Origin of the sequence: Cupriavidus sp. P-10, assembly GCF_003402535.2 — a bacterium.
Taxonomy (GTDB): domain Bacteria; phylum Pseudomonadota; class Gammaproteobacteria; order Burkholderiales; family Burkholderiaceae; genus Cupriavidus.
In genome coordinates this window covers 2,818,448-2,844,714 of record NZ_AP025170.1, presented here as the reverse complement: position 1 = coordinate 2,844,714, position 26,267 = coordinate 2,818,448, and the positions used below count along the sequence as shown (strand labels likewise).

Annotated in this window: 21 protein-coding genes; 16 read left to right on the top strand and 5 right to left on the bottom strand. The window is 67.4% G+C overall.

What is annotated here, in order from left to right:
* Nucleotides 1-15: 15 nt before the first annotated feature.
* Nucleotides 16-1,209 carry a PepSY-associated TM helix domain-containing protein gene (locus CTP10_RS13075; RefSeq protein WP_116317961.1) on the top strand — a complete coding sequence of 398 codons (1,194 nt, stop codon included), beginning with the start codon at nucleotides 16-18 and terminating at the stop codon, nucleotides 1,207-1,209.
* A 57-nt stretch (nucleotides 1,210-1,266) separates the two neighbouring features.
* On the opposite strand, the gene panC is transcribed toward CTP10_RS13075, so the two are convergent.
* The 3 genes from panC to CTP10_RS13060 all read right to left on the bottom strand — a co-directional run bounded on the left by panC (nucleotide 1,267) and on the right by CTP10_RS13060 (nucleotide 3,381).
* Entirely contained in the window at nucleotides 1,267-2,115 is an 849-nt protein-coding gene (panC, locus tag CTP10_RS13070; protein WP_116317960.1) for a pantoate--beta-alanine ligase, read from the bottom strand.
* A gap of 167 nt (nucleotides 2,116-2,282) precedes the next feature.
* Nucleotides 2,283-3,173 carry a segregation and condensation protein A gene (locus CTP10_RS13065; protein ID WP_116317959.1) on the bottom strand — a complete coding sequence of 297 codons (891 nt, stop codon included), beginning with the start codon at nucleotides 3,171-3,173 and terminating at the stop codon, nucleotides 2,283-2,285.
* A gap of 16 nt (nucleotides 3,174-3,189) precedes the next feature.
* Nucleotides 3,190-3,381: a DUF3460 family protein gene (locus CTP10_RS13060; protein ID WP_029046065.1), complete on the bottom strand. Its 192-nt coding sequence runs from the start codon at nucleotides 3,379-3,381 to the stop codon at nucleotides 3,190-3,192.
* A gap of 247 nt (nucleotides 3,382-3,628) precedes the next feature.
* Here CTP10_RS13060 and CTP10_RS13055 point away from each other — a divergent pair, with 247 nt between their 5' ends.
* The 3 genes from CTP10_RS13055 to bamE are packed head-to-tail and all read left to right on the top strand — an operon-like array spanning nucleotide 3,629 to nucleotide 10,218.
* On the top strand, nucleotides 3,629-5,440 hold the full coding sequence (locus CTP10_RS13055; protein ID WP_233527984.1) for an autotransporter assembly complex protein TamA: 1,812 nt from the start codon (nucleotides 3,629-3,631) through the stop codon (nucleotides 5,438-5,440).
* Nucleotides 5,441-5,468: 28 nt separating this feature from the next.
* Nucleotides 5,469-9,626, top strand: a complete 4,158-nt coding sequence (locus tag CTP10_RS13050) for a translocation/assembly module TamB domain-containing protein (protein ID WP_116317958.1) — start codon at nucleotides 5,469-5,471, stop codon at nucleotides 9,624-9,626.
* A gap of 43 nt (nucleotides 9,627-9,669) precedes the next feature.
* Nucleotides 9,670-10,218, top strand: a complete 549-nt coding sequence (bamE, locus tag CTP10_RS13045) for an outer membrane protein assembly factor BamE domain-containing protein (RefSeq protein ID WP_116317957.1) — start codon at nucleotides 9,670-9,672, stop codon at nucleotides 10,216-10,218.
* A 69-nt stretch (nucleotides 10,219-10,287) separates the two neighbouring features.
* On the opposite strand, the gene metG is transcribed toward bamE, so the two are convergent.
* Both metG and CTP10_RS13035 read right to left on the bottom strand, forming a co-directional pair.
* The gene (metG, locus tag CTP10_RS13040; RefSeq protein ID WP_116317956.1) at nucleotides 10,288-12,348 is read right to left on the bottom strand and encodes a methionine--tRNA ligase; all 2,061 of its coding nucleotides are present in this window, start codon (nucleotides 12,346-12,348) and stop codon (nucleotides 10,288-10,290) included.
* A gap of 309 nt (nucleotides 12,349-12,657) precedes the next feature.
* Nucleotides 12,658-13,296, bottom strand: coding sequence for an OmpA family protein (locus tag CTP10_RS13035; RefSeq protein WP_116317955.1), 639 nt, complete (start codon nucleotides 13,294-13,296; stop codon nucleotides 12,658-12,660).
* 349 nt (nucleotides 13,297-13,645) lie between these two features.
* On the opposite strand from CTP10_RS13035, the gene CTP10_RS13030 reads away from it, so the two are divergent.
* The 12 genes from CTP10_RS13030 to CTP10_RS12975 all read left to right on the top strand — a co-directional run bounded on the left by CTP10_RS13030 (nucleotide 13,646) and on the right by CTP10_RS12975 (nucleotide 26,262).
* The gene (locus CTP10_RS13030) at nucleotides 13,646-14,818 is read left to right on the top strand and encodes an RNA-guided endonuclease InsQ/TnpB family protein (protein ID WP_233527983.1); all 1,173 of its coding nucleotides are present in this window, start codon (nucleotides 13,646-13,648) and stop codon (nucleotides 14,816-14,818) included.
* Nucleotides 14,802-15,890, top strand: a complete 1,089-nt coding sequence (gene apbC / locus CTP10_RS13025) for an iron-sulfur cluster carrier protein ApbC (protein WP_116317954.1) — start codon at nucleotides 14,802-14,804, stop codon at nucleotides 15,888-15,890. The genes CTP10_RS13030 and apbC overlap by 17 nt, the downstream gene beginning before the upstream one ends.
* 26 nt (nucleotides 15,891-15,916) lie before the next feature.
* The gene (locus CTP10_RS13020; protein WP_116317953.1) at nucleotides 15,917-16,465 is read left to right on the top strand and encodes a DUF3305 domain-containing protein; all 549 of its coding nucleotides are present in this window, start codon (nucleotides 15,917-15,919) and stop codon (nucleotides 16,463-16,465) included.
* A 22-nt stretch (nucleotides 16,466-16,487) separates the two neighbouring features.
* Entirely contained in the window at nucleotides 16,488-17,111 is a 624-nt protein-coding gene (locus CTP10_RS13015; protein WP_116317952.1) for a DUF3306 domain-containing protein, read from the top strand.
* Between the two features lie 99 nt (nucleotides 17,112-17,210).
* Nucleotides 17,211-19,391 carry a 4Fe-4S binding protein gene (locus tag CTP10_RS13010; protein ID WP_116317951.1) on the top strand — a complete coding sequence of 727 codons (2,181 nt, stop codon included), beginning with the start codon at nucleotides 17,211-17,213 and terminating at the stop codon, nucleotides 19,389-19,391.
* A 27-nt stretch (nucleotides 19,392-19,418) separates the two neighbouring features.
* Nucleotides 19,419-20,051: a TorD/DmsD family molecular chaperone gene (locus CTP10_RS13005; RefSeq protein WP_116317950.1), complete on the top strand. Its 633-nt coding sequence runs from the start codon at nucleotides 19,419-19,421 to the stop codon at nucleotides 20,049-20,051.
* A 177-nt stretch (nucleotides 20,052-20,228) separates the two neighbouring features.
* Complete coding sequence (locus CTP10_RS13000) at nucleotides 20,229-20,444, top strand: formate dehydrogenase (protein WP_116317949.1); 216 nt, start codon at nucleotides 20,229-20,231, stop codon at nucleotides 20,442-20,444.
* A gap of 69 nt (nucleotides 20,445-20,513) precedes the next feature.
* Nucleotides 20,514-23,552: a molybdopterin-dependent oxidoreductase gene (locus tag CTP10_RS12995; protein ID WP_116317948.1), complete on the top strand. Its 3,039-nt coding sequence runs from the start codon at nucleotides 20,514-20,516 to the stop codon at nucleotides 23,550-23,552.
* Between the two features lie 21 nt (nucleotides 23,553-23,573).
* Nucleotides 23,574-24,308 (top strand): formate dehydrogenase FDH3 subunit beta, encoded by a 735-nt coding sequence (gene fdh3B, locus CTP10_RS12990; protein WP_116317947.1) that lies wholly within the window; start codon nucleotides 23,574-23,576, stop codon nucleotides 24,306-24,308.
* Complete coding sequence (locus tag CTP10_RS12985) at nucleotides 24,305-24,541, top strand: hypothetical protein (protein WP_116317946.1); 237 nt, start codon at nucleotides 24,305-24,307, stop codon at nucleotides 24,539-24,541. The genes fdh3B and CTP10_RS12985 overlap by 4 nt, the downstream gene beginning before the upstream one ends.
* A gap of 64 nt (nucleotides 24,542-24,605) precedes the next feature.
* Nucleotides 24,606-25,838, top strand: a complete 1,233-nt coding sequence (locus CTP10_RS12980; RefSeq protein ID WP_116317945.1) for a formate dehydrogenase subunit gamma — start codon at nucleotides 24,606-24,608, stop codon at nucleotides 25,836-25,838.
* A gap of 37 nt (nucleotides 25,839-25,875) precedes the next feature.
* Nucleotides 25,876-26,262, top strand: coding sequence for a hypothetical protein (locus CTP10_RS12975; RefSeq protein ID WP_116317944.1), 387 nt, complete (start codon nucleotides 25,876-25,878; stop codon nucleotides 26,260-26,262).
* Nucleotides 26,263-26,267 lie beyond the last annotated feature (5 nt).

Genomic DNA, 26,267 nt, shown 5'->3' with positions numbered 1-26,267 from the left:
TTCACAACACAAGTCATGGTCACCGGCCGCCTGCGCGTCGTCTTCGTCAAGCTGCACCTCTATATCGGGCTGACTCTCGGCCTGCTCTTTGTCCTGTTGGGCCTGACCGGCATGGCCATTGCGTGGCGCGATGAGCTCGATGCCTGGCTCAACCCGGACCTGCTGGTTGCCTCGGCACCCGCTACCGGCCCCGTTACGGGGGCGACAGTCCAGGCCGTGACCGAACGCCTGGCCGCGCCGCCGTACGGCCGGCCCAACCTGCTGATGCTGCCGACCCATGACGACGGCGTCTTCACCGCCTGGTATCCGGTCAAGGGGCCGGAGGGCGCCGTGCCGGGCCGCTCGCGACAGGTGATGGTCGATCCGGTGACGCTGGCAGTGAAGGGCGAGCGCGTGTGGGGCGAGGCCGGCGTCTCGCGCCGGCTGCTGCTGCCGACGCTGTTCCACCTGCACCGCTACCTGCTCAGTGGCGAGACCGGCAAGACCATCACCGGCGTGGCCGGCATGCTGATGCTGCTGACCACGCTGCTGGGCGTGGTGGTGTGGTGGCCCAAGACGAAACTGCGCGCGTGGGGGCAGGCGCTGCGGATCAGCCATGGCGGCTCGTGGTCGCGCTTCAACTATTCGCTGCACCGGGCCGGCGGCATCCTGGCAGCGCCGGTGCTGGCCACCATTGCCTTTTCCGGCTGGTATCTCAACCTGCCGAAATGGGTGACGCCGATCGTGGCGGGGGTGATGACGGTCACGCCGCCGGCCAAGCACGTTTCGGCCCCGCCCGCGCCCGACGCCCGTCCGCTCGATGCCGGCCAGATCATGGCGGCGGCGCAGTCCCAGTATCCCGACGCGCAGGTTACCCGCATCAGCTTCCCGCGCAAGCCGGGCGACGCCTTCGAAGTGCGGCTGCGCCAGCCGGACGAGGTGCGCAAGGACAGCGGCGCGACCCGGCTCTGGCTCGACGCCTGGACCGGTACGCGGCTGGGCGTGAAGGACCCGCACGACGCCCCCGCCGGGGACACGCTGCTGAACTGGCTGTTCCCGCTGCATACCGGCGAGGCGTTCGGCCTGCCGGGGCGGATCTTCATTACGCTGTTCGGCTTGGCGCCGCTGGCGTTTGCCCTGACCGGCGTGCTGATCTGGTGGAAGCGCCGGCGCGGGCACCGCCGCCATGTCGCGAAGGCGGCGCAGCGCGCGGCCATGCGCCGGGCATGAAAAAAGCAGGCCGGCGGCCTGCTTTTTTTCTGTGAACCCGCGAACCTGCGCCCGGGTTCAGATTTCCAGGTTGTCGATCAGGCGGGTCGCGCCCAGCTTGGCCGCGGTCAGCACCACCAGCGGCTCACCGGCGACGAATTCTTCATGCGTCGGCGCCTGCAGGTCGCTGCGCCGGCGGATCGAGATATAGTCCGGCTTCCAGCCGCGCTTGGCCAGCGCCGCCACGGCGTTGGCCTCCACTGCCAGCAGGTCGGCCCCGGCGCGGTCGCTGCCCAGCACGGTGTCGCGCACCTCATGCAGCGTGCGGTACAGCACCGGCGCCTCGGCGCGCTCGTCGGGGCTCAGGTAGCGGTTGCGCGAAGACAGCGCCAGGCCATCTTCGTCGCGAATGGTCTCGGCCGGGATGATGTCGATCGGCAGCGCGAACTGCTGCACCATGCGGCGCACGATCATCAGCTGCTGGTAGTCCTTCTTGCCGAACACGGCCACGCGCGGCTGCGCGCACGAGAACAGCTTCATCACCACCGTGCATACGCCCTTGAAGAAGCCGGGGCGGAATTCGCCTTCCAGGATGTCGCCCAGGTCGTGCGGCGGCTCGACGCGGTATTCCTGCGGCACCGGGTACATATCGCGCTCGGAGGGCGCAAACAGCACATAGACGCCTTCTCTCTGCAGCTTCTCGATATCGTCCTGCAGCGTGCGCGGGTACTTGTCGAAATCCTCGTTGGGGCCGAACTGCAGGCGGTTCACGAAGATCGATGCCACCACCGGGTCGCCGTGCTGGCGCGCCAGGCGCATCAGCGACAGGTGGCCTTCGTGCAGGTTGCCCATGGTAGGAACGAAGGCAGCGCGGTTCTGGCCGCGCAGCTGGTCCCGCAGCTCTTGGATGGAGGAAATGACTTTCATCTGGCTAGGTGTGCTGTCGTGAGGGTGTGACCCGTGGCGCCGGTCTCCGGGGGGCGGCGCTGTGCCATGCCGGGCCTTCGGGCGTCTTGCCTTCTGGGCGTATGGTGCCGGCTGTCGGCGGATTGTAGATCAAGTGGGGCGGGGGTGGACCCTGCCCTGCGGGTGGGTCAGGAAGGGCTGTACGCCAATCGCACATAAATTGGCGCGAACGGCTCGGCCTGGGTGATCTCGACCAGCGACTCGCGCGACAGCTCCAGCATGGCGATAAAGTTGACCACCACCACCGGCACGCCCTTGCCCGAGCGGATCGCATCCTCGAACAGCTCCGAGAACTCCATGAAGCGCGCATGCTGCAGCCGGCGCAGGATCTGGCTCATGTGCTCGCGCACCGACAGTTCCTCGCGCGAGATCTTGTGGTGCTGGTTCAGCTTGGCGCGCTTGAGCACGTCGGCCCAGGCGCTTTGCAGGTCGATCGTCTCGACTTCGGGGAAGCGCGGCGCCAGGCTCTGCTCGATATAGACCTGCGAGCGCAGGAAGTCACGGCCCAGCTGCGGCACCGTGTCCAGGCGCTGCGCGGCCAGCTTCATCTGCTCGTACTCCAGCAGGCGGCGCACCAGCTCGGCGCGCGGGTCCTCGGCGTCTTCGTCGCTGTCGGATTTCTTGACCGGCAGCAGCATGCGCGACTTGATCTCGATCAGCATGGCCGCCATCAGCAGGTATTCCGCCGCCAGCTCCAGGTTGGTCTTGCGGATCTGCTCGATATACGACAGGTACTGGCGCGTGACCTGCGACATCGGGATGTCGAGGACGTTGAAGTTCTGCTTGCGGATCAGGTACAGCAGCAGGTCCAGCGGGCCTTCGAACGCTTCCAGGAAGATTTCGAGCGCATCGGGCGGGATGTACAGGTCCTGCGGCAGCTTGAACAGCGGCTCGCCGTACAGGCGCGCGAACGCCATCCCGTCGACCATGTCGGCGGGACCCGAGGCTCCGGCAGGGTTGTCGGCAGCGCCGGCGACCGCGACGGGCAGCGGCACCTTGTCCTGATCGGCTGTGCTCACGCGGCGCTGGCGGAGATCAGTTGTCCTGCGAGTAGACGTACGGCTTCTGGGCCACGCGCGATGCCTGGGCGCGGGCGCGCTCTTCCAGGTCGATCGGCGCCTTGTCCCACAGCAGGGCGCGGCCGTCGCGCTGTTCGGCTTCGAGCGTCGGGCGCTCTTGCTTGAGCTGCTTCAGGAACTGGGTGATCTCGGATTCGTACATGGCCATGGTGAAACCGTATGCGCCGCGTGGGCGTGTAATGGATGCAGTGGGGCAGGATTTTACAGTATCGGCCCGCCGCGGGGTCGCATTTGGCGCTGGGCTTGCTTTGCGGGGGTAGGAAGATTCCGGAGGCAGCGCGGTGTGTGGTCAAATACCGACTTCGTATGTGTGGACAATCGGCGATGCCGCGAGACACCGCTATCACCGCTAAACCTGCCGACACCGTGCCCGGGGCGCCCGGCGCCTTCAACGGATGAGGATCGCCCCCACCGGGAGGCCGGATACGGCACATCCCGCGCCGCTGCGCTGGCGGGGGCGCGCGGCTGCGTTCGCGCTTGCCGTGCTGATGCTGCTGCCAGCCGGCGCTGCGCTCGGCGCCTACAAGGTCGAGGTCGAAGCCCCCAAGCCGATCAAGGAGATGCTCGAAGAGCACCTGGACCTGGCGCGCTACAAGGACCGCACCGACCTGTCACAAGACCAGTTCGACTACATGGTCGAGACCGTCGGCGAGCAGGTGCGCCAGTTCACCTCGACCGAAGGCTATTTCGACCCGACCACCACCACCCGTGTGGAAGGCGAGGGCGACCGGCGCGTGGTCCACGTCACGGTGGACCCGGGCGCGCGCACGCTGATCCGCAATGTCGATATCCAGGTGACCGGCCCGGCGGCGACGCGCTCGCCCGAGCAGGTCGCCGAGATGCAGGCCAAGTGGGGCCTGCCGGTGGGCGACCCGTTCCGCCAGGCCGACTGGGACAAGGCCAAGGAAGACGCGCTGGTGACGCTGCAAAGCCATAACTACTACGGCGCGCGGCTGGCCGCGTCGCAGGCGCGGGTGGAACCGGACGACCTGCGCGCCGACCTGTCCACGCACTACGCCAGCGGACCGGCCTACCTGCTGGGGCCGCTGACGGTGAGCGGCACGCGCCGTTATCCGGAACAGATCATTTACAACGTCAATCCGCTCAGCGAGGGCGAGCCGTACCGCGTGGAGCGGCTGCTGGAGCTGCAGCGCGCGATCCAGAACCAGCCGTATTTCTCCAACGTGCAGGTCGACCTGGAACCGCCGCCGGATGCCGACAAGGCCCCTGACGGCGTAGTCACTGCGCCGGTCTCGGTGCGCGTGCGCGAATATCCGGTGCACCGGCTTAACAGCGGCGTCGGCTTTACCACCGACACCGGCGCCCAGGTGGAAGGGCGCTATTCCTACTACAACCTGTTCAACCGCGCCTGGACCTTCGACTCGCAGGCGCGGCTGGAACAAAAGCGTTCCTACCTGTTTGCCGAAGCGGCGATGCCGCCTGCCCCCGGCGCGTACCGCAACAGCGTGTACAGCAGCTACGAGCACACCATCGATATCGAGAACACCGATACCACCAGCCTGCGCGCGGGCCTGAAGCGCTCGCGCTCGCGCGAGAAGTACGACGTCACCACGTCGCTTGACTTCTACTATGACAAGCTGCTGCCCGAGGGCCAGGCCGCCCAGATCAGCAAGGCGCTGGTGCCGGCCTTTGCCTGGACCCGGCGCGATGTCGACAACCCGGTGTTTCCGCGCCGCGGCAATGTCATCAGCACCCAGGTCGGCGTGGCCGCCCGGGGTTTCCTCAGCGATGCCACCTTCCTGCGCCTGTATGGCCGTATCCGCCAGTACATCCCGGTGGGCAAGCGCGACCTGGTGGTGGCGCGGCTGGAGCTGGGCGCGGACCTGACCGGCGACAGTTCGAGCCAGATCCCCGCGACGTTGCGCTTCCGCGCCGGCGGCACCGATTCGATCCGCGGCTACACCTACCAGTCGATCGGCACGCCCAGCGGCGCCAGTATCTTGCCGGCCAAGTACCTCGGCACCGGCAGCCTTGAGTACCAGTACTGGTTCAAGCCTGACTGGGGCGTGGCGGTGTTCTGGGACCTGGGCACGGCCGCCGACAACCTGCGCGGCGTGACGATCTACAACGGCGTCGGCGTAGGCGTGCGCTGGCGCACGCCGGTGGGACCGCTGCAGCTGGACGTTGGCTACGGCATCCAGGAGCAGCAGTTCCGGCCGCATATCTCGCTGGGGGTGGCCTTCTGATGGCCGCCCGCGCGCATGGGATGCCGGCATGAGCGCCCACGACCTGCCCGACGTGCCCGGCGAGGGCACGCCCAATGAGCCGAACCCGCCCGCGCCGCGCAAGCGCCGGGGCGTATTGCGCGCGCTCGCCTGGCTGCTTGGCTTGCTGCTGGTGCTGGTGGTGGCGCTGATCGGCGCGGGCGTGGCGGCATTGAGCACCGAGGCCGGCACGCGCCACCTTTGGACGCTGGCCACGCGGCTGTCGGCCGGCATGCTCAGCGGGCGGCTCGAAGGTGGCACGGTGGCGCATGGCTTGCGGCTGCGCGACGTGGTCTTCGCCAGCGGCCAGACCCGCGTGACCGTGGACCGCGTCGACGGCAGCTGGGCCATGACCTGGCAGCCGCGCCGCCTGCACTTCGAATACCTTCGCATCGGCAAGGCCGAGGTCCGACTGGGCCCGTCGGAGCCGGGCACCGAGCCGGCGCAGATGCCGAAGTCGCTGGAACTGCCGCTGGCGATCGACGTCGATGCGCTGACGCTGGAACGACTGGCGCTGCTGCAGGGCACGTCGCCCACCGCCGAGCCGATGGTGTTCGCCAACCTGTCCGGCGCGCTGCACAGCGACGGCCAGCACCACCGCGTCAGCGTGGACCGGCTCGAGACGCCGTACGGCAAGCTTGCCGCCAACGCCCAGATCGGCGCGCGCGCGCCGTTTCCGCTCGGCGCCGAGGCGCTGCTGGAGGCGAGCTGGCAGAAGGAGTCCTTCGCCGTCAACGCCACCGCCAGGGGCACGCTCGAAGCCTTGCGCGCCGAGCTGCAGGCCAATGGCGACCGCATCCATGCGCGCGCCGGCGCTGACCTGACGCCGTTCGGCAAGGTGCCGTTCACGCACCTGCTGGTCGATGGCGAGCGCATCAACCCGCGGCTGTTCAGCCCCACGGCGCCGCAGGCCAACCTGACGGTGCATGCCGACCTGCGGCCGGTGGACGGCGTGGCCGCGGGGGCCCAGCCGCCAGCGGCGAGTGCGCCCGCGGCATCGGCTCCGGCGGCCCCTGCGGCCCCGGCGGCCTCGGCTCCCGCAGCCGCACCCCCGCCCGCACCCCCGGCACCGCTGGCCGTCGCCGGCGACATCGAGATCCGCAACCTGGAAGCCGGCCCGTTCGACAAGGACCGCCTGCCGGTCCATGCCGTGCGCGCCCACGTCGAACTGAGCGAATCGGCGCAGGCCATCAGCGACCTGCGCGTGTCGTTGACCGGCAAGGCCGAGATCACCGGCGGCGGCACGCTGCGCGGCGGCCGCGGCGGCTTTGACCTGGACGTGCGCCGGCTCGATCCGGCCGCGCTGCACGGCTCGGCGACCAGCGCCAGCTTGTCCGGCCCGGTGGTGTTACGCATGGAACCGGGCCGGCAGAGCGTGGCGCTGGACCTGTCGGGCGCGGCGCTCAAGCTGTTCGCCGATGCCAGCGTGGACGCCGAGACCGTTACGCTGACCACGCTGCGCGCCACCGTGGGCCCCGGCGTGCTGAGCGCCGAAGGCAAGCTCGGCCTGAAGGACAAGCAGCCGTTCAGCTTCAAGGGCAAGCTGGCGTCGTTCGATCCGTCGCGGCTGGCCAAGGTGGCCGCGGGCCGCATCAACGCCGACTTCAGCGCCAGCGGCGAGATTGCCCCGGTGCTTGGCGTGGCTGTGGATTTCGCCGTGCACGAGAGCGAATATGCCGGCCTGCCGATGACCGGCGGCGGCAAGGTGCGGCTGGCCGGCGAGCGGCTGCTGCCGAGCGAAGCCTCGCTCAACATGGCCGGCAACCAGGCCAACCTGCGCGGCAGCTTCGGCGCGCGCGGCGACCAGCTCAAGCTGGCGGTCGACGCGCCGCAACTGGAGCGGCTCAAGTTCGGCGTGGCCGGCAAGCTCAAGCTCGACGCCACCATCACCGGCACGCTGAAGAAGCCCGAGGTGGTGGCCGACTACAACGCGCAGGCGCTGGAGGTCGGACCGCACAAGGTAGCCAGCGCTACTGGCCGCGCCGAAGTGCGCGGCGGCCTGGACGGCCCGCTGTCGGTGCAGCTGGCCGCGCGCGACTACCGCGGGCCGCAGGCCAGCCTGAGCACGCTCGACGCCACCCTCAATGGCACCCAGGCCAACCACGTCTTCGACGTCAAGGCCGCCGGCACCCTGAACCGCCGGCCGCTGCAGCTGGTGCTGGCGGGGCAGGGCGCCTGGAAGGACAAGGAGGGCTGGAACGGCACCATCCGTACTCTGGAAGAACGCAGCACCGTCAACCTGCGGCTGGCGGCGCCCACGCAGCTGCTGGTGGCCGACCAGCGCGTGCGCCTGGGCGCCACTCGGCTGCTGCTGGACAACGCCACGCTCGCCATCGACAGCCTCGACTGGGACCACGGCCGCATCCGCACCCAGGGCAGCCTGAATGGCCTGCAGGTCGGCCACGTGCTGGAGCTGATGGAAACCATCACCGGCGAAAAGCCGCCGGTGCGCTCCGACCTGGTCATCGACGGCAGCTGGAACCTCGCGCTGGCCGAGACCGCAAGCGGGTTCGCCGAAGTGCGCCGGCGCAGCGGCGATCTGTCGGTCAATGCCGGGCGCGGCTTTACCACGATGGGCCTGGGCGAGACCAGCCTGCGCGCCGAAGCGGGCGGCAACCGCATCGCGTTGCGCGGCGGCATGGTGTCGGGGCGCATCGGCAAGGTCGCGGTCGATGCCTCGGCCGGGCTGGTGCAGGAGCAGGGTTTGCAGACGGTGGGGCCGGCGTCGACGCTGGCCGGCACGGTCACGGTCGACGTGCCGCGCCTGAAGTCGCTGGAGGCGCTGACCGGGCCGCAGTATGCCTTCGACGGGCGCCTGGCCGCCGCGCTGCGCCTGGGCGGCACGGTCGGCGCGCCGCTGCTGGCCGGCACCATCGATGGCGACAACCTCGCAGTCACGCTGTACGACATGGGCCTGCGCCTGACCGACGGCACCGTGCGCGTGGCGCTGGACCAGAATACGGTGGAGCTGAAGCACGTCGAGTTCCACGGCGGCGACGGCAAGATCACCGCCACCGGCAACGTCAAGCTGGGCGAGGCCGATCCCAACCTGACCGGCAAGATCGTCGCCGACAAGCTGCAGCTGTTCGCCAGTCCGGAGCGCACGCTGGTGGTGTCGGGCGACGCCAGCATCGCCAACGAGAACAAGCAGATCGTGATCCGCGGCAAGTTCCGCGTCGACCGCGGCCTGTTCGATCTGCCCAAGGCCGGCGCACCGGTGCTGGGCGACGACGTGGTGGTGATCCGCCGCAAGGACCAGCGCGCGGTCAAGACCGCCGCGACGCCGGTGGCGCCCGAGACCAAGCCGGCGAGCAAGTTCAGCCCGGTGATCGACCTGACCGTCGACCTGGGCAACGACTTCCGCTTCCGCGGCGCGGGCGCCGACCTGCTGCTCGCCGGCCAGCTCGGGGTCAAGAGCGAGCCGCTGGTGCCGCTGAAGGCCATCGGCACGGTGCGCGTGACCGACGGCACCTACGAGGCCTTTGGCCGCAAGCTGGACATCGTGCGCGGTATCATCAACTTCAATGGGCCGATCGACAACCCGAACATGAACATCCGCGCCATGCGCCGCAACCAGGAAGTGGAGGCGGGTGTCGAAGTCACCGGCACGGTGCGGCTGCCGCGCGTGCGGCTGGTGTCGGAACCCAACGTGCCGGACGAAGACAAGCTGTCGTGGCTGATGTTCGGCTACGGCGCCGAAAGCGCCGGCGCGGGCCAGCAGCGCCAGCTGGGCGGTGCCGCGCTGGGCGGCGCGGCGCTCGGCCTGATCGGCGGCAAGGCGGGCAAGGGCATCGTCTCGCATTTCGGCATCGACGAGTTCTCGATCGGGCCCAGCACCGCGGGCCTGAACGACCAGCAGGTGGTCAGCATGGGCAAGGCCATCACCGACCAGATCTCGGTGGGCTATGAACAGAGCTTGACCTCGGCCTCCAACGTGGTAAAGCTGACGTGGCAGTTCTCGCGGCGCTGGTCGCTGATTGCCAAGGGCGGTTCCATCAACGGATTGTCGGTCTTGTTCAACCGCCGCTTCGACAGCTGGGCGATCCTGTTCTCGGGCGCCTCGAACCGCAGCGGCACCAGAAGGAGCCAGGATGACGGCCAGACACTCGACCCCGAAAGCGCCGCGCAGGCCGCCTCGTCAGTCATTGCCGAGCCCGTGCGCCGCTGAAGTACGCCCCGCCAACTACGCGTCGCCGCGACGCCTTGCCGCCATGGGACTGATTGCCTCTGTGCTTGCGCTGTTCGGCTGCGACCAGCGGAAGGTCGATGAAGCGATGAAGAAGGCGGGCGAGACCGCGCGCAATACCTGGAACGCGATCAAGCCCGACAGCGAGCTGTTCAAGGGCATCGTGCCCGGCCAGTCCACCGAGGAAGAACTGCGGCGCCAGGCCGGCAAGCCGGAGATCGTCTGGGAAGAGGCCGACGGCGGCCGCCGGCTGGAATATCCGCGCGGGCCGGAGGGTACGACCACGTGGATGGTCACCATCGGCGCCGACGGCAAGGTGGCGCGCATCGAGCAGGTGCTGACGCCGGAGAACTTCGCGCGCGTGCGCGCCGGCATGAGCAAGGACGACATCCGCCGCCTGCTGGGCAAGCCGACCAAGGTCGAGGCCTTCGCGCTGAAGAAGGAAGAGGTGTGGGGCTACCGCTGGATGGAGACCTCGACCGACAAGGCCTTTTTCAACGTGCATTTCAACAGCGACGGCACGGTGACGACGACTTCACGCAGCGACGATCCGTCGAAGATGCAGGGCGGCTGACGCGGGCGCGGGACAAAAAAAACGGCGGTCGCCCGCAGGCGCCGCCGTTTTTTTTCCTGCCGGTCCGCTTCAGCGGATGCGCATGCCCGGCACGGCACCGCTGTGCGGCTCCAGGATGTACAGGCCCGGCGCGGCCTTCTCGTCAGCCGCCGATGCCGCCAGCACCATGCCCTCGGACATGCCGAACTTCATCTTGCGCGGTGCCAGGTTGGCCACCACCACGGTCAGCTTGCCGACCAGTTGCTCCGGCGTGTAGGCCGACTGGATGCCCGAGAACACATTGCGGGTCTTGCCTTCGCCCAGGTCGAGCGTCAGCTGCAGCAGCTTGTTCGAGCCTTCCACCTTCTGGCACTCGAGGATCCTGGCCACGCGCAGGTCCACCTTGGCGAAATCGTCGATGGTGATGGTCTCGGCCACCGGCTCGACCGACGGTGCAGCGGCGGCGGGCGCCGCCGTGGCCTGCAGCGATTCGCGGTTGGCGGCCAGCAACGCATCGACCTGCTTGCCATCGACGCGCGTCATCAGGTGCTGGTACGCCTGCACCGGCCTGGCTGCGGACAACTGCTTGTCGATCGCGCGCCAGTCGAGCGGCTCGACGTTCAGGAAGCGCTCGACGCCGGCGGCCACGTCCGGCACCACCGGCTTCAGGTACACCGTCAGCAGGCGGAAGGCTTCCAGCGACACCGAGCAGGCGGCGTGCAGCGCGGCCCGCTTGCTTTCGTCCTTGGCCAGTTCCCACGGCTTCTCGGTGTCGACGAAGGCGTTGACCGCGTCGGTCAGCTCCATCACCTGGCGCAGCGCCTTGCTGTACTCGCGCGCTTCATACAGCTGCGCGATCTGCGGCGCGGCCTGGCGCAGCTGCTCAAGCAGCGGGTGTGCCAGCGCGGCCTCGTCGACCTTGCCTTCGAAGCGCTTGACCAGGAAGCCCGCCGCGCGGCTGGCGATGTTGACGTACTTGCCGATCAGGTCACTGTTGACGCGGGCGATGAAGTCATCCAGGTTCAGGTCCAGGTCTTCCATGCTCGCGTTGAGCTTGGCGGCGAAGTAGTAGCGCAGCCATTCCGGGTTCATGCCGGTGTCGATGTAGCTCTGCGCGGTGATGAAGGTACCGCGCGACTTGCTCATCTTGGCGCCGTCCACCGTCAGGAAGCCGTGGGCGAACACGTTGGTCGGGGTGCGGTAGCCCGAGAAGCGCAGCATCGCCGGCCAGAACAGCGTGTGGAAGTACAGGATGTCCTTGCCGATGAAGTGGTACTGCTCGGCGGTCGAGTGCGGGCCGACCCACGCGTCGAAGTCGATGCCGCGCTGCTGCGCCAGGTTCCTGAAGCTGGCGTAGTAGCCGATCGGTGCGTCCAGCCACACATAGAAATACTTGCCGGGCGCGCCAGGGATCTCGAAGCCGAAGTAGGGTGCGTCGCGCGAGATGTCCCAGTCGGACAGGGTCGAGGCCTCGCCCTCGGCGCCCAGCCATTCCTGCATCTTGTTGGAGGCTTCCGGCTGGGCCAGGTCGGCCACCCATTCGCGCAGGAAGGTCTCGCAGCGCGGATCGGACAGCTTGAAGAAGAAGTGCGTCGACGACTTGCGTACCGGCGTGGCGCCGGACACCACCGAGTACGGGTTCTTCAGGTCGGTCGGCACGTAGGTAGTGCCGCAGACTTCACACGAATCGCCGTACTGGTCCTTGGCGCCGCACTTCGGGCATTCGCCCTTGATGAAGCGGTCCGGCAGGAACATGTTCTTGACCGGGTCGAAGAACTGCTCGACCTCGCGCTCGGCGATCAGGTCCTCGGCCTTCAGGGCCAGGTAGATCTTCTCGCACAGCTCGCGGTTTTCATCCGCGTCGGTGCTGTAGTAGTTGTCGAACGACACCAGGAAACTGTCGAAATCGCGCTTGTGCTCGGTCCAGACGCGGTCGATCAGCTGCTTGGGGGTGATGCCTTCCTTTTCGGCGCGCAGCATCACAGGGGTGCCGTGCGTATCGTCGGCGCCGACGTAGTAGACCTCGTTGCCCATCATGCGCTGGAAACGCACCCAGATATCGGTCTGGATGTATTCCACCAGGTGGCCGATATGGATCTGGCCGTTGGCATAAGGCAGGGCGGATGTGACGAGGATGCGACGTGCGGTCATAGACGAAGAGCCGGTCAGGAGCGGGGAAATCAGTGGCGACGGCGCTGCGCGCGGGGCGGGCGCGTGCCGGGGAAGGGCTATTTTAGCAAGTGGCCGCCGTGGACGCGTCGGTTCCGCATGGCGGAATGTTCGGCGATCGGGCGATCACCGGCCGGCACTTGCGAGGCAGAAAGGCAAAAAAAAGCGCCGGTCAGAGCCGGCGCAGCTTTCCACAACGGAAAAGGAGGAGAAATCAGGCACCGCCCGGGAGGTCAGCCACCCATCGCGAGCCAGCAACGGTGGCAAGCGGTACCTGTTTCTATGACTAGGTCATCCCTGAATTGGTTTCAAAAAAATTTCGACGCGGCGATTTTGTTGCCGGCCGGCCTCGGTGGCATTGTCTGCAACGGGCTGGCCCTGGCCCCGGCCTTCGGCCGTCAGGCGGTTGCGTGCGACGCCGCGGTCACCCAGGTAGCCCGCCACGCTCTGCGCCCGGCGCTGCGACAACTGCATGTTGTAGTTGGGGTTGCCGGTGCTGTCGGTATGGCCCACGACATTGGCACTGACGTCCTGGTGCTGGCCCAGCGTCTGCGCGACCTGGTCGAGCACCGAGCGGAACGACGGCTTGATGCTGGCGCTGTCGGTATCGAAGGTCACCTGGCTGGGGATGTTCACCTTCAGCGAGCCGTCCGGCTGCTCGGTGATCTGGGTGCCGGTGCCGGCGGTGTCCTTGTTCAGCTTGCCGCGGATGGCATTCCAGTTGTAGCCGGTCGCACCGCCGACGGCACCGCCCACGGCCGCGCCGACCAGCGTGCCCGTGGTATTGCCGCCGATCAGGTTGCCAAGCCCGGCGCCCACTGCGGCGCCCACGCCGGTACCGACCGCCGTATGGGTCTGCTGTTCGGTGGCGCAACCCGCGGCCAGCAGGGTGGCGGCGGCGAGCGAGACAGTGACGAACTTGATCTTCATGCGTTCTCCTTCTGATGTTCCCGTAAATGTTCCTGGTACCGCATGCGATGGTAACCCCATGGCGATACCGCACGTAACCCTTTGTATGCGTTGGCGGCGGCGCGGCCCGGCGCGGCGGTGCCTGCCCGCCCAACCGCACTACAATATGGATATGGCGACGCGCGCACAAGTGCAAGGTTGTGAGAGTTGTAAATGTCTGTAATCCCACACCTGGCACAGGGGTTTGCCCGCTCTTCTCAGACTCCCATTGACCGTTGCTTCAGATTCGCTCCTTTCACTCCCAGCCTTTCAGGCGGGAAGTGAAAGGAGCGGCGTCGCCAGGCGGCATTCCAACGTTAGAATGAGCAGCATGGTGCTTGTCTACCGCTACCGGGTGAAGTCGCTCAACGGCCTGCTCAATAGGCAGAGCCGAGCGGTGAACTTCGTCTGGAACTTCTGCAATGACACGCAGAAGCACGCAGTCAAATGGGGTAAGAAGTGGCCGAGCGGGTTCGATCTGAACGTGCTGACCACTGGCAGCAGCAAGGAACTCTGTATCCATTCCGGCACCGTCAATGCGACGTGCGAGCAGTACGCGAAATCGCGCAGCCAGCATCGCCGTCCTTACCTGGGATACCGCGGCAAGAAGTGCCTGGGATGGGTGCCTCTTAAGGGCCGCGATCTGAAACGAGAAGGCGAGGCGTTTCGCTTTGCCGGCAATACCTTCCGCGTGTTCAACAGCCGCCCGTTGCCTGAAGGCAAGATCAAGGACGGCACAAACTTTGCGCAGGATTCGCGCGGGAACTGGTTTCTCAACATTGTGATCGAGATTCCTGATGTGCCGGCACGCCCGATTCAAGCTGGCGTCGGCATCGACCTTGGCTTGAAGGACTTCGCGACGCTCTCAACCGGCGAGAAGTTTTTCAATGACCGGTTTGGCCGACATGCCGCCGAACGACTGGCCAAGGCGCAGCGTGCGCGAAAGCACAAGCGGCATATCGCCAAGCTGCATGCCAAGGTGGCGAATTCCCGCGCCGACTTCCAGCACAAGCTTGCGCTCGACCTCGTCCGCCGCTTCGATTACATCGCAGTTGGCAACGTGTCGGCTGTGAAACTCGCCAGGACCAAGATGGCGAAAAGCGTCTATGACGCATCCTGGTCGTCCTTCCGGGCCAAGCTCCGCTACAAAGCGATTGCGCACGGGGCCACCTTTGAGGAAGTGAATGAAAGCGGTTCTACCCAGTCCTGTTCGGCGTGCGGTTCGAAAGACAGCACGACGCGGCCGAAAGGTATCGCAGGACTGCGAATAAGAGAGTGGTCCTGTAGTAGCTGCGGTGCCGTGCATGACCGTGATACTAATGCTGCGCTGAACATTCTCCGATGCGGACGTGCATCGCCAGGTGTGGGAATCCCCTTCCTTAGGCAGGGGAAGACGTCAAACTTTGATACATTAGGTGCCAGTCCAGCCGGTGGCGCCGGCCGTCCGGGCCATCCCCCACATTCAGAAAAACCAAGCGGAGTTTGTCTTGAGCGTCAGCACTGAGCAGGTCACCGAAGCCCTGCGCACCGTCATCGACCCCAACACGGGCAAGGACCTGGTGTCCACGCGCTCGGCCCGGAACATCCGGGTCGACGGGGGCGGGGTTTCGCTGGAAGTCGAACTCGGCTATCCGGCCAAGAGCCAGCTAGACCCGATTCGCAAGCTGGTGGTTGCCGCGGTGCGGCAATTGCCGGGCGTCACCAATGTCAGCGTGGCCGTGACCATGAAGATCGTCGCCCACGCGGTGCAGCGGGGCGTCAAGCTGCTGCCGGGCGTGAAGAACGTGATCGCGGTGGCGTCTGGCAAGGGCGGGGTGGGCAAGTCCACCACCGCCGTCAATCTGGCGCTGGCGCTGTCCGCCGAAGGCGCGCGCGTGGGCATGCTCGATGCCGATATCTACGGGCCCAGCCTGCCGATGATGCTCGGCATCGACGGCCGCCCCGAATCCGCCGATGGCCAGACCATGGAGCCGCTGGAGGGCCACGGCGTGCAGGCCAACTCGATCGGCTTCCTGATCGAGCAGGACAATCCGATGGTATGGCGCGGGCCGATGGTTACCTCGGCGCTGGAACAGCTGCTGCGCCAGACCAACTGGCACGAGCTCGACTACCTGATCGTCGACATGCCGCCGGGCACCGGCGACATCCAGCTGACGCTGTCGCAGAAGGTGCCGGTCACCGGCGCGGTGATCGTCACCACGCCGCAGGACATCGCGCTGCTCGACGCCAAGAAGGGCCTGAAGATGTTCGAGAAGGTCGGCATCCCGATCCTCGGCATCGTCGAGAACATGGCGGTGTACTGCTGCCCGAACTGCGGCCACGTCGAGCATATTTTCGGCCAGGGCGGCGGCGAGAAGATGTGCGCCGACTATGGCGTGGAGCTGCTGGGCAGCCTGCCGCTGAACCTGCAGATCCGCGAGCAGGCCGATTCAGGCCGCCCGACCGTAGTGGCCGAGCCCGACAGCCCGGTGGCCGAGCTGTACCGCGGCATCGCGCGCAAGGTGGCGATCAAGGTCGCCGACAAGGCGCGCGACATGACCAGCAAGTTCCCGAGCATCGTCGTGCAGAACACCTGAGCGCGCGGCTTGCCGCGCCAGCAGCCATGGAAGCCGAAACCACGCCCGTGCCACAGTCGCCGCCACCCGGCGCCCGTCCCGCCGTCACCATGGCGGTGGTGATGCGCAGGGTCGCGCTGGCCAGCCGCTGGCAGCCATGGAAGTGGCAACTCGACGCGGTGCTGCCGGACCTCGGCGAGTTCGGCACGCACCCGGTCTGCCTCGAGCACGACGAACACGGTGCGCGCTGGCTGTATCCCGGCTTCGAGGTCGAGTTGTTCCGCGACCAAGGCGAAGGCTACTACCTGAACCTGACCTCGACTACGCCATGCTGGTTCGTGCTGTGGCGCATGCCCGAGGACGAGGATGGCGGCGGCACCGGCGAAGACGCCCACCCGGTGCCGATGACGGTCACGCTGTCATACAACGAAGCCGGCCGCTGGCTCGACGCCGGCGAGATCGTCGAGAACGTGCCGCTCGCGCCCGAGCAGCGCGACTGGCTGCAGGCCTACGTCAGCGAGCATTACCGGCCCGAGCCCAAGCAGCGGCGCCGGCCCGAATCCTTCAAGGCGCCGCAGGACCGCGCGCGCTACTGACCCGACTGCTTCGAACACGCCGATGAGCGATTCGTCCTTCCTGTCACGCTGGTCGCGCCGCAAGGCGGCGGTGCGGGAGGGCGTGGCCGTGCCCGCGGAGCCGTTGCAGCCTGCCGAGCCGCAGCCATTGCCCGTGCCACCGGAGGCCGCGACCGCGGTGGCCGAGCCGGAAGTCCCGCTGCCGACCCTGGCGGACGTGGCGGCGCTGCGCCCCGGCGACAACATCGCCCGCTTCGTCGCGCGCGGGGTCGATGAATCGGTCAAGCGCGCCGCGCTCAAGACGCTGTTCGCCGATCCGCACTTCAATGTGATGGACGGCCTCGATACCTACATCGACGACTACAGCAAGCCCGACCCGATCCCGCTCGAGATCCTGCGCCAGCTGCGCCAGGCCGAGTCGCTGGGGCTGTTCGAGCCGACCGACGAGGAGCGTGCGGCAGCCCAGGCCGCCGCACAAGCGGACGCACAAGCGCACGCACAACCCGACGCACAAGCGGACCATGTACCGCCGGCGGCGCCTGCCGTGGCCGGCGAGCCGGCCGAGGCTACGGACATACCCGCAGCCGCCGAAACGCCGCCGCCGCTGGCCAGTCAAAACGCAGAACAGGGCCCGCAAGACCCGCAAGACCTGGATAAGTGCGCGTAGCCCGACCGGGCAGCCGCAGCCTACAATAGGCATCCCCACAATCCGCCGGGCCGCAGATCCTCGCAAGAAGGACGTCCGGGCCGGTCAGCCGCATTCGCCATGCCGACGCTGATCTGCAATTGCAACGACACCATGCCGCTCGACGGGGCGGCGCTGTCGGAAGCCAGCCAGGGCCCGCAGCAAGGCTCGCAACAAGGTCCGCTCAAGGTCCACCGCCTGTTGTGCCGGCGCGAGATCGGCGCCTTCACCGCCGCGCTGGACGGCACCGACGATGTCATCGTGGCCTGCACGCAGGAACGCGCGCTGTTTACCGAAGTCGCAGCGCAGACCGCGCAGGGCCAGGACGGCCGGCCGGTGGTGACCGCGCCGGTCCGTTTCGTCAATATCCGCGAGACCGGAGGCTGGTCGCAGGGGGCGCGGCGCGATCCGAAGACCGCCAATGCCAAGATTGCCGCGTTGCTGGCGGTGGCTGCGTTGCCCGAGCCCGATCCGGTGCCCGTAGTCGACTACCGCTCCGACGGCGCGGTGTTGGTGCTGGGGCCGGCGCAGCGCGCGCTGCCCTGGGCCGAGCGGCTCGCGGCGATGCAGTTCGAAGTCACGGTATTGCTGACGTGCAGCGCCGCGGGCGAAGGCGCACAGCCGGCCGCGCGCGCCTGGCCCGTCCACAGCGGCCGGCTGGCATCGCTCAGCGGCTGGCTCGGCGCCTTCGAGGCCAGTTGGGAAACCGGCGCGGGTCGAAGCAATCCGATCGACCTGGACCTGTGCACCCGCTGCAATGCCTGCATCGAAGCCTGCCCGGAGGACGCGATCGATTTCAGCTACCAGATCGACCTGTCGCGCTGCCGCTCGCACCGCGAGTGCGTGCGCGCCTGCGGCGCGGCCGCGGCCATCGACTTCGACCGGCCGCCGAACACCATGCAGGGACGCTTCGACCTGGTCTTCGACCTGTGCGACCAGCCCGCTTTCACCATGCACCAGCCGCCGCAAGGCTACCTGCATGCCGGCGCCGATCCGGCGCGGCAGCAAGCACTGGCATTGACGCTGGTGGGCCTGGTGGGCGAGTTCGAGAAACCCAAATTTTTCCGCTACAAGGAAGCCCTGTGCGCGCACGGCCGCAACCAGACCACCGGCTGCACGGCTTGTATCGACATTTGCTCGACCCGGGCGATCCAGTCGAGCTGGCATGACGGCAAGGGCCGCATCGAGGTCACGCCGAACCTTTGCATGGGCTGCGGGGCCTGCACCACGGTGTGTCCGAGCGGCGCCATCAGTTACGGCTACCCCGGCCCTGAAACCACCGGCGCACGGCTGCGCACGCTGCTGTCGGCCTACCGGCAGGCCGGCGCGCGCGATCCGGTCGTGCTGCTGCACGGCGAGGAATATGGCACGCCCGCCTTGCTGGCGCTGGGCCGCGCCGCGCGCGCCGGCCGTGCCGCCGGCGTGCCCGCCCATGTGCTGCCGCTGTCGCTGTTCCACCCGGCCGCGGCCGGGCTGGAGCTGTGGCTGGCCGCGGTGTGCTGGGGCGCCAGCCGCGTGGCGGTGCTGCTGACCGGCGACGAGGCGCCGCAGTACCGCACCGCGCTGCGCGAGCAGATGGAAGTCGGCCGCGCCCTGATGGCGGGGCTGGGCTATGACACCGAGGTGCTGTCGCTGGTCGAGGCGGCCAGTGCGATCGATGTGCCGTCGCTGGATGCCGGCCTGTCCGCGCTGCGTCCCGGCCGCAACGCGCTGCCGCCGGCGCCGTTCGGCGCGGTCGCCGCCAAGCGCGAGATGCTGGACTTCGTGCTCGACCACCTGGTGCGCCACGCGCCGGTGCCCGCCAATATCGTGCCGTTGCCGGCCGCCGCGCCGATTGGCGCGATCGCCGTCGATTCCGGCAAGTGCACCCTGTGCATGGCGTGCGTCGGCGCCTGCCCGTCGCAGGCGCTGCGCGACAACCCCGAGCGCCCCGTGCTCAGCCTGATCGAGCGCAACTGCGTGCAGTGCGGCCTGTGCGAAAAGACCTGTCCGGAAGATGCCATCACGCTGGTGCCGCGCCTGCTCGCCGGCGACGCGGCGCGCCGCCCGGTCACGCTCAACGAGGCCCAGCCGTTCCTCTGCGTGCGCTGCGCGAGGCCGTTCGGCACGGCGCAGATGGTGCAGTCGATGCTGGTCCGGCTGGCCGGCCACCCGGCGTTTTCCGGCGCCGCCGCCGAGCGGCTGAAAATGTGCCCCGATTGCCGCGTGGTCGACATGATCGAGCACGATACGGGCACTGTGAGCGGCGCCACGCTGCGCTGAGCCGCTTTCGATACAAACCATCACGACATGACAGATTTCCAGCCGATCCAGCTCACCGCCGCACCGCCCGCCGACGATGCCGAGGACACCGCTCGCGCCGACCTGTACGGGTTGCTGGCCACGCTGTTTTATCGCGCCCCCGATGCGGCACTGCTGCACCACATTGCTGCCAACCGCGCCGTTGGCGAAGACGCGGATACGGTACTGGGCAAAGCCTGGAACGCCTTGTGCGACGCAGCATCCGAGACCACCGCGGCGCAGGCCGAAGAGGAATATCGGCAGCTGTTCGTCGGCGTGGGCCGGCAGGACGTGTTCCTGTATGGCTCGTTCTACCTGACCGGCTTCCTCAACGAGCGCCCGCTGGTGGCGCTGCGCGAAGACCTGGCCCGCTATGGCCTGGAGCGCCACGAGGAAGTAAGCGAGACCGAAGACCACATTGCCACGCTGTGCGAGGTGATGCGCTTCCTGGTGGCCGGCGACGACCTGTCAGTGTCGAACCTCGGCGAGCAGCAGCGCTTCTATGCGCAGCACTTGCAGCCGTGGGTGGAGAAATTGTGCGATGCAGTGATCGCGCACCCGCAGGCGCGTTTCTACCGCAGCGTTGCCGGCCTGCTGGCCGCCTTCGCTGGTGTCGAGGCACTCGCGCTTGAGATGAACTGAAGAGGACTGCGCGCGGTCGGGTATCCGAGGGGGGCGTGCGCTATACCGCAAAATCAGCGGGAATGTAAGGAAAAACCCGTGCATTGCATGGTCTTTCCGCTGAGTTGATTCTAGAATATGCATAACAACGCATAACGGCGAAAACCATCGGGCTTTGACAGCCGAGGAGCCCCCCACATGAGAGAGAAGCCAACCCGGGTCGCGCGCCGCACGTTTCTCGCGGGCGCTGGAGTTGTGGCTGCCGCAACGGGTGCGGCTGCGCTGACAGCGCGTGGACCGGCACTACCGGACCAGGCCGCCGCTCTGCCGGAACCCACCGACACCCCGTCGGACAGCAAGGGCTACCGGGTCTCCGAACACATTCGCAAGTACTACCGGACCACACTGGTGTAAATGCCAGGGCGGCGTGGTTCGCCGCGCCGCCTGCAACCGGACGGCTCTCGTCCGCATCTGAGGTGAGACATGATCTTGACCCGCAAACGCGCGGCGCAGGGCGCATCCGCCCGCCTCGCTGACGGCCTCGCCAACCGGCACGACCCTGCCGGCGCGCAAGCCGGAACCGGACGCCTCTCACAGCGGCTCGCCGCAAGCCTGGCCGGCGCCATGCCGACCATGGACCGCCGCAGCTTTCTCAAGCGCTCAGGCATCGGCGTCGGTGCCGGCCTGGCGGCGTCGCAGCTGACGCTGCTGCGCAAGGCCGATGCCGCCGACGACAAGAAGGGCGCTGCCGACGGCAAGAACGGCATCGTCGTGCGCCGCACCGTGTGCGGCCACTGCTCGGTCGGCTGCGCCGTCGATGCGGTGGTGCAGAACGGCGTGTGGATCCGCCAGGAACCGGTGTTCGATTCGCCCATCAACCTGGGCGCGCACTGTGCCAAGGGCGCCGCGCTGCGCGAGCACGGCCACGGTGAATACCGGCTTAAATATCCGATGAAGCTGGTCAACGGCAAGTACCAGCGCATCGGCTGGGACCAGGCGCTCGACGAGATCACCGCGAAGATGAAGGAGATCCGCCAGCAGACCGGCCCGGATTCGCTGTTCTTCGTCGGCTCGTCCAAGCACAGCAACGAGCAGTCGTACCTGCTGCGCAAATGGGTTTCGTTCTTCGGCACCAACAACACTGACCACCAGGCGCGCATCTGCCACTCGACTACCGTGGCGGGCGTGGCCAACACGTGGGGCTACGGTGCGATGACGAACTCGTACAACGATATGCAGAACTCGAAGGCTGCGTTGTATATCGGTTCGAACGCGGCCGAGGCGCACCCGGTGTCGATGCTGCACCTGCTGCACGCCAAGGAAAACGGCTGCAAGGTGATCGTGGTCGATCCGCGCTTCACGCGCACCGCGGCCAAGGCGCATCACTATGTGCGCATCCGCTCGGGCACCGATATCGCCTTCCTGTTCGGCATGCTGTACCACATCTTCAAGAACGGCTGGGAAGACCAGAAGTACCTGAACGACCGCGTCTATGGGATGGACAAGGTCAAGGAAGAGGTGCTGGCCAAGTGGACGCCCGACAAGGTCGAGGAAGTGACCGGTGTGCCCGAGGCACAGGTCTACCTTGTCGCCGAAACCATGGCCAAGAACCGCCCCAGCACGCTGGTGTGGTGCATGGGCCAGACCCAGCACACCATCGGCAACGCGATCGTGCGCGCGTCGTGCATCGTGCAGCTGGCGCTGGGCAATATCGGCGTGTCGGGCGGCGGCGCCAATATCTTCCGCGGCCATGACAATGTGCAGGGCGCCACCGACGTCGGGCCCAACCCCGACTCGCTGCCCGGGTACTACGGTCTCGCCACCGGCGCGTGGAAGCACTACGCGGCGGTGTGGGGCGTGGACTACGAATGGATCAAGAAGCAGTTCGTCTCGCAGACGATGATGGAGAAGTCCGGCACCACGGTGTCGCGCTGGATCGATATCGTCACCGAGAAGAACGAGCTGATCGACCAGGACAACAACGTGCGCGGCGTGTTCTTCTGGGGCCATGCGCCCAACTCGCAGACGCGCGGGCTGGAGATGAAGAAGGCGCTGGACAAGCTCGACCTGCTGGTGGTGGTCGATCCGTATCCGTCAGCCACCGCGGCCATGGCCAACATGCCGCCGGCAGAAGGCGACAAGGTCAACCCGAACCGTGCCGTGTACCTGCTGCCGGCATGCACGCAGTTCGAGACGTCGGGTTCGTGCACGGCATCGAACCGCTCGCTGCAATGGCGCGAGAAGGTCATCGAGCCGCTGTTTGAGTCGATGCCCGACCATACGCTGATGCACGCATTCGCCGAAAAGTTCGGCTTCGGCAAGGAGCTGTCGAAGAACTACAAGATGATCGAGGTCAAGCGCGCCGGCCGCACCTGGATGGAGCCGGAGCCAGAGTCGATCCTGCGCGAGATCAACGCCAGCAACTGGACCATTGGCTACACCGGCCAGTCGCCGGAACGGCTGAAGTCGCATATGCGCAATATGCAGATGTTCGACGTCAAGACGCTGCGCTGCAAGCAAGGCAAGGACCCCCTCACCGGCTACGACCTGACCGGCGACTACTTCGGCCTGCCGTGGCCGTGCTACGGCAATCCGGAGCTCAAGCACCCGGGCTCGCCCAACCTGTATGACACCAGCAAGCATGTGATGGACGGCGGCGGCAACTTCCGCGCCAACTTCGGCGTGGAACGCGACGGTGTCAACCTGCTGGCCGAGGACGGCTCGTATTCCGTGGGCGCGGAAATCACCACCGGCTATCCGGAATTCGACCACGTGCTGCTGAAGAAGCTGGGCTGGTGGGATGACCTGACCGACGCCGAGAAGGCCAAGGCCGAAGGCAAGAACTGGAAGACCGACCTCTCCGGCGGCATCCAGCGCGTGGTGCTGAAGAACCATGGCTGCCATCCGTTCGGCAATGCCAAGGCGCGCGCGGTGGTGTGGAACTTCCCCGACCCGATCCCGCAGCATCGCGAGCCGCTGTACTCCACGCGCGCCGACATGGTCGCCAAGTACCCGACCCACGACGACAAGATGGCGTTCTGGCGGCTGCCGACGCTGTACAAGTCGGTGCAGCAGCGCAATATCGAGAACAAGGTCTACGAGAAGTTCCCGATCATCCTGACCTCCGGGCGGCTGGTCGAGTACGAGGGCGGTGGCGAGGAAACCCGCTCCAACCCGTGGCTGGCCGAGCTGCAGCAGGAGAACTTCGTCGAGATCAACCCGCGCGCGGCCTCCGATCGCGGCATCCGCAACGGCGACTTCTGCTGGGTCAAGACGCCAACCGGCGCAATGCTGAAGGTGCGTGCGCTGGTGACCGAGCGGGTCGGGCCGGATACCGCCTTTATCCCGTTCCACTTCTCGGGCTGGTGGCAGGGCAAGGACCTGAAGGACTACTACCCCGAGGGCGCGATGCCGGTGGTGCGGGGCGAGGCCGTCAACACCGCCACCACGTATGGCTATGACTCGGTGACGATGATGCAGGAGACCAAGACCACCGTTTGCCAGATCGAGCGGTTTGCATAAGTCACAGGACAGAGGGACATCATGGCACGCATGAAATTCATCTGTGACGCCGAGCGCTGTATCGAGTGCAACAGCTGCGTCACGGCCTGCAAGAACGAGCACGAGGTGCCGTGGGGCGTGAACCGGCGCCGCGTGGTCACCGTCAACGACGGCATGGTCGGCGCCGAAAAGTCGATCTCGGTAGCCTGCATGCATTGCTCCGACGCGCCGTGCATGGCGGTGTGCCCGGTCGACTGCTTCTACCGCACCGACGACGGCGTGGTGCTGCACGACAAGGACGTCTGCATTGGCTGCGGCTACTGCTCCTACGCCTGCCCGTTCGGCGCGCCGCAGTTTCCGTCGACCGGCACCTTCGGCGTGCGCGGCAAGATGGACAAGTGCACCTTCTGCGCCGGCGGCCCGGAAAAGAACGGCAGCGAGGCGGAGTTCGAGAAATACGGCCGCAACCGGCTGGCCGAGGGCAAGCTGCCCTTGTGCGCCGAGATGTGTTCGACCAAGGCGCTGCTGGGCGGTGACGGCGATGTGATCGCCGACATCTTGCGCAACCGCGTGATCAAGCGCGGTACCGGCGGCGACGTGTTCGGCTGGGGCACGGCCTATGGCGTGCCCAAGGCCGCGCCAGGCGCGCCGGCAGCTCCGGCTGGTTCCGCCGCGCCGGACGCGCCCGGGGCCCGCTCCACGCCAGCCGCACCGGCCGCGCCGGCTGCACCGGCTACCCCCGCCGCAACCGGCGCTCAGGGAGGCCAGACATCATGAGCCGCGCCTGCGCCATCACCCTGCTGACACTGTGCGGTGCGCTGCTGGCCGCGTGCGGCGAAAAGCCGCAGACGATCAACCAGTCGCACCGCAAGGCCGACGCCCAGGCCTACCAGGGCGCGCCCGACGACCCGTTTGTCTCCAAGGGTTGGACCGCGGGCGACAAGACCAGCTGGCATAACCAGATCCGCCAGCGCAACCAGTACCAGAACGAGTACAACCGCGTGCAATGAATGCGCCGCAGTGGGGAGGCGCCGCCATCCGCGCGCAGGCTCCCGATGATCTGAAGGAGGGCGTATGACGCCGTCGCACAATGCATGCCGCAGCGGGCAGGGCGCCGGCTGGCGCCGCTGGCTCGTGGCCGGCGCGCTGGCCCTGATGGCCGTGGCCGGAACCGCCGCGGCCCAGGCTCCCGCCCCCGGGCCGTCGACCGGGCCGGCCACCGCGTCGGGCAGCGCCGATACCAACAACCCCGCCACGCATCCGGCGCAGCCGCTTGCGGGCATTGCGTCTGAGAACATCTTCGACGTGCCGCGCCGCGACATCGCCGCCGAGGCCCAGTCGCAGCAGCAACGCACCGTCACGCAGCCCGGCAACAATGCGCCGGTCTGGCGCGAGATCAACTCCGACCAGCGCCACTACAGCAGCCTGCCCGACAAGGAAGCCGGCGTGCTGATCCAGCGCACCGGCCAGAAATGGCGCCTGTTCCGCAATGGCGTGATCACCGTCTGGGGTGGCTGGCTGCTGCTGGTAGTGCCGCTGGCAATCCTTGGCTTCTATTTGTGGCGCGGCACCATCCCGCTGCGCGAGCCGCGCACCGGCCGCATGATCGAGCGCTTCACGCCACTGGAGCGCATCGTCCACTGGACCATGGCGATCTCGTTCGTGGTGCTGGCGGTGTCGGGCATCGTGATGCTGCTCGGCAAGCATTTTCTGCTGCCGCTGATGGGGCACATGCTGTTCGGCTGGCTCACCTACATCCTGAAGAACCTGCACAACGTGGTCGGGCCGATCTTCACGCTGTCGGTGATCGTCGCCTTCGTGGTGTTCGTGCGCGACAACCTGCCCAGCCGCGATGACGTGCGCTGGGTCACCCGCCTCGGCGGGCTGACGTCCGGCAAGCACGTGCCGAGCGGGCGCTTCAATGCCGGCGAGAAGATGTGGTTCTGGGTCGGCGTGTTTATCTTCGGCATCGTGCTGTCGGCCTCGGGCTGGGTGCTCGACATGATCGTGCCGGGCATGGACTACTACCGCGCGACCATGCAGATCGCCAACGTGATCCATGGCATCTCGGCCGTGCTGATGATCGCGATGGCGTGTGGCCATATCTACATGGGCACGGTCGGCATGGAAGGCGCGTACCGCGCCATGCGCGACGGCTGGGTCGACGAAGCCTGGGCGAAGGAACATCACGAGCTCTGGTACGACGACATCCAGTCCGGCAAGATCCCCGCCCAGCGTTCGCCCGATCCGGCCGGCCCGGATGCGGCGGCAGGCCGGTCCGCCCGGCATACCCCTGGCGAAGCCTGATGCGGCTGGGCGCCTGATTCTTAGGAAGGCATCGACCATGACACGCACCCTGACGCTGATCGTCCTGGCCGCCGGCGCCACCCTGAGCGCCGGCGCGCTGGCCAAGCTGCCGCCGCCGAGCGAAGCCCAGCAGGCCAAGGCCGCCGAGGCCAAGGCCCGCGCCGCCTGGTCGGACAAGGTCGCTGCCTTCCAGTTGTGCCGTGCGCAGGACAAGATCGCGACCCGCTATTACGCCGAACGCCAGGCACAGGGCAAGGAAGCGCGCGCGGCGGCGCAGGGTGCGCCATGTGCCGACCCGGGACCGTTCGCCCCGCCCGTGGCATCCGCACCCGCCGGAGCCCCGGCGCCCGCAGTCGCCAGCACCGGGCCCGACGCCAGACCGGCTGCGCCCGGCGGGGTACAATCCCCCGCAAAGGCACCGTAACCGCA

Bases quoted from the DNA above. Each gene is read 5' to 3' on its own strand.
- CTP10_RS13075 (WP_116317961.1), top strand. From the start codon at position 16: ATGGTCACCGGCCGCCTGCGCGTCGTCTTCGTCAAGCTGCACCTCTAT.
- panC (WP_116317960.1), bottom strand. From the start codon at position 2,115: ATGAAAGTCATTTCCTCCATCCAAGAGCTGCGGGACCAGCTGCGCGGC.
- CTP10_RS13060 (WP_029046065.1), bottom strand. From the start codon at position 3,381: ATGGCCATGTACGAATCCGAGATCACCCAGTTCCTGAAGCAGCTCAAG.
- CTP10_RS13055 (WP_233527984.1), top strand. From the start codon at position 3,629: ATGAGGATCGCCCCCACCGGGAGGCCGGATACGGCACATCCCGCGCCG.
- CTP10_RS13050 (WP_116317958.1), top strand. From the start codon at position 5,469: ATGAGCGCCCACGACCTGCCCGACGTGCCCGGCGAGGGCACGCCCAAT.
- bamE (WP_116317957.1), top strand. From the start codon at position 9,670: ATGGGACTGATTGCCTCTGTGCTTGCGCTGTTCGGCTGCGACCAGCGG.
- metG (WP_116317956.1), bottom strand. From the start codon at position 12,348: ATGACCGCACGTCGCATCCTCGTCACATCCGCCCTGCCTTATGCCAAC.
- CTP10_RS13035 (WP_116317955.1), bottom strand. From the start codon at position 13,296: ATGAAGATCAAGTTCGTCACTGTCTCGCTCGCCGCCGCCACCCTGCTG.
- CTP10_RS13030 (WP_233527983.1), top strand. From the start codon at position 13,646: ATGGTGCTTGTCTACCGCTACCGGGTGAAGTCGCTCAACGGCCTGCTC.
- CTP10_RS13020 (WP_116317953.1), top strand. From the start codon at position 15,917: ATGGAAGCCGAAACCACGCCCGTGCCACAGTCGCCGCCACCCGGCGCC.
- CTP10_RS13015 (WP_116317952.1), top strand. From the start codon at position 16,488: ATGAGCGATTCGTCCTTCCTGTCACGCTGGTCGCGCCGCAAGGCGGCG.
- CTP10_RS13010 (WP_116317951.1), top strand. From the start codon at position 17,211: ATGCCGACGCTGATCTGCAATTGCAACGACACCATGCCGCTCGACGGG.
- CTP10_RS13005 (WP_116317950.1), top strand. From the start codon at position 19,419: ATGACAGATTTCCAGCCGATCCAGCTCACCGCCGCACCGCCCGCCGAC.
- CTP10_RS13000 (WP_116317949.1), top strand. From the start codon at position 20,229: ATGAGAGAGAAGCCAACCCGGGTCGCGCGCCGCACGTTTCTCGCGGGC.
- CTP10_RS12995 (WP_116317948.1), top strand. From the start codon at position 20,514: ATGATCTTGACCCGCAAACGCGCGGCGCAGGGCGCATCCGCCCGCCTC.
- fdh3B (WP_116317947.1), top strand. From the start codon at position 23,574: ATGGCACGCATGAAATTCATCTGTGACGCCGAGCGCTGTATCGAGTGC.
- CTP10_RS12985 (WP_116317946.1), top strand. From the start codon at position 24,305: ATGAGCCGCGCCTGCGCCATCACCCTGCTGACACTGTGCGGTGCGCTG.
- CTP10_RS12980 (WP_116317945.1), top strand. From the start codon at position 24,606: ATGACGCCGTCGCACAATGCATGCCGCAGCGGGCAGGGCGCCGGCTGG.
- CTP10_RS12975 (WP_116317944.1), top strand. From the start codon at position 25,876: ATGACACGCACCCTGACGCTGATCGTCCTGGCCGCCGGCGCCACCCTG.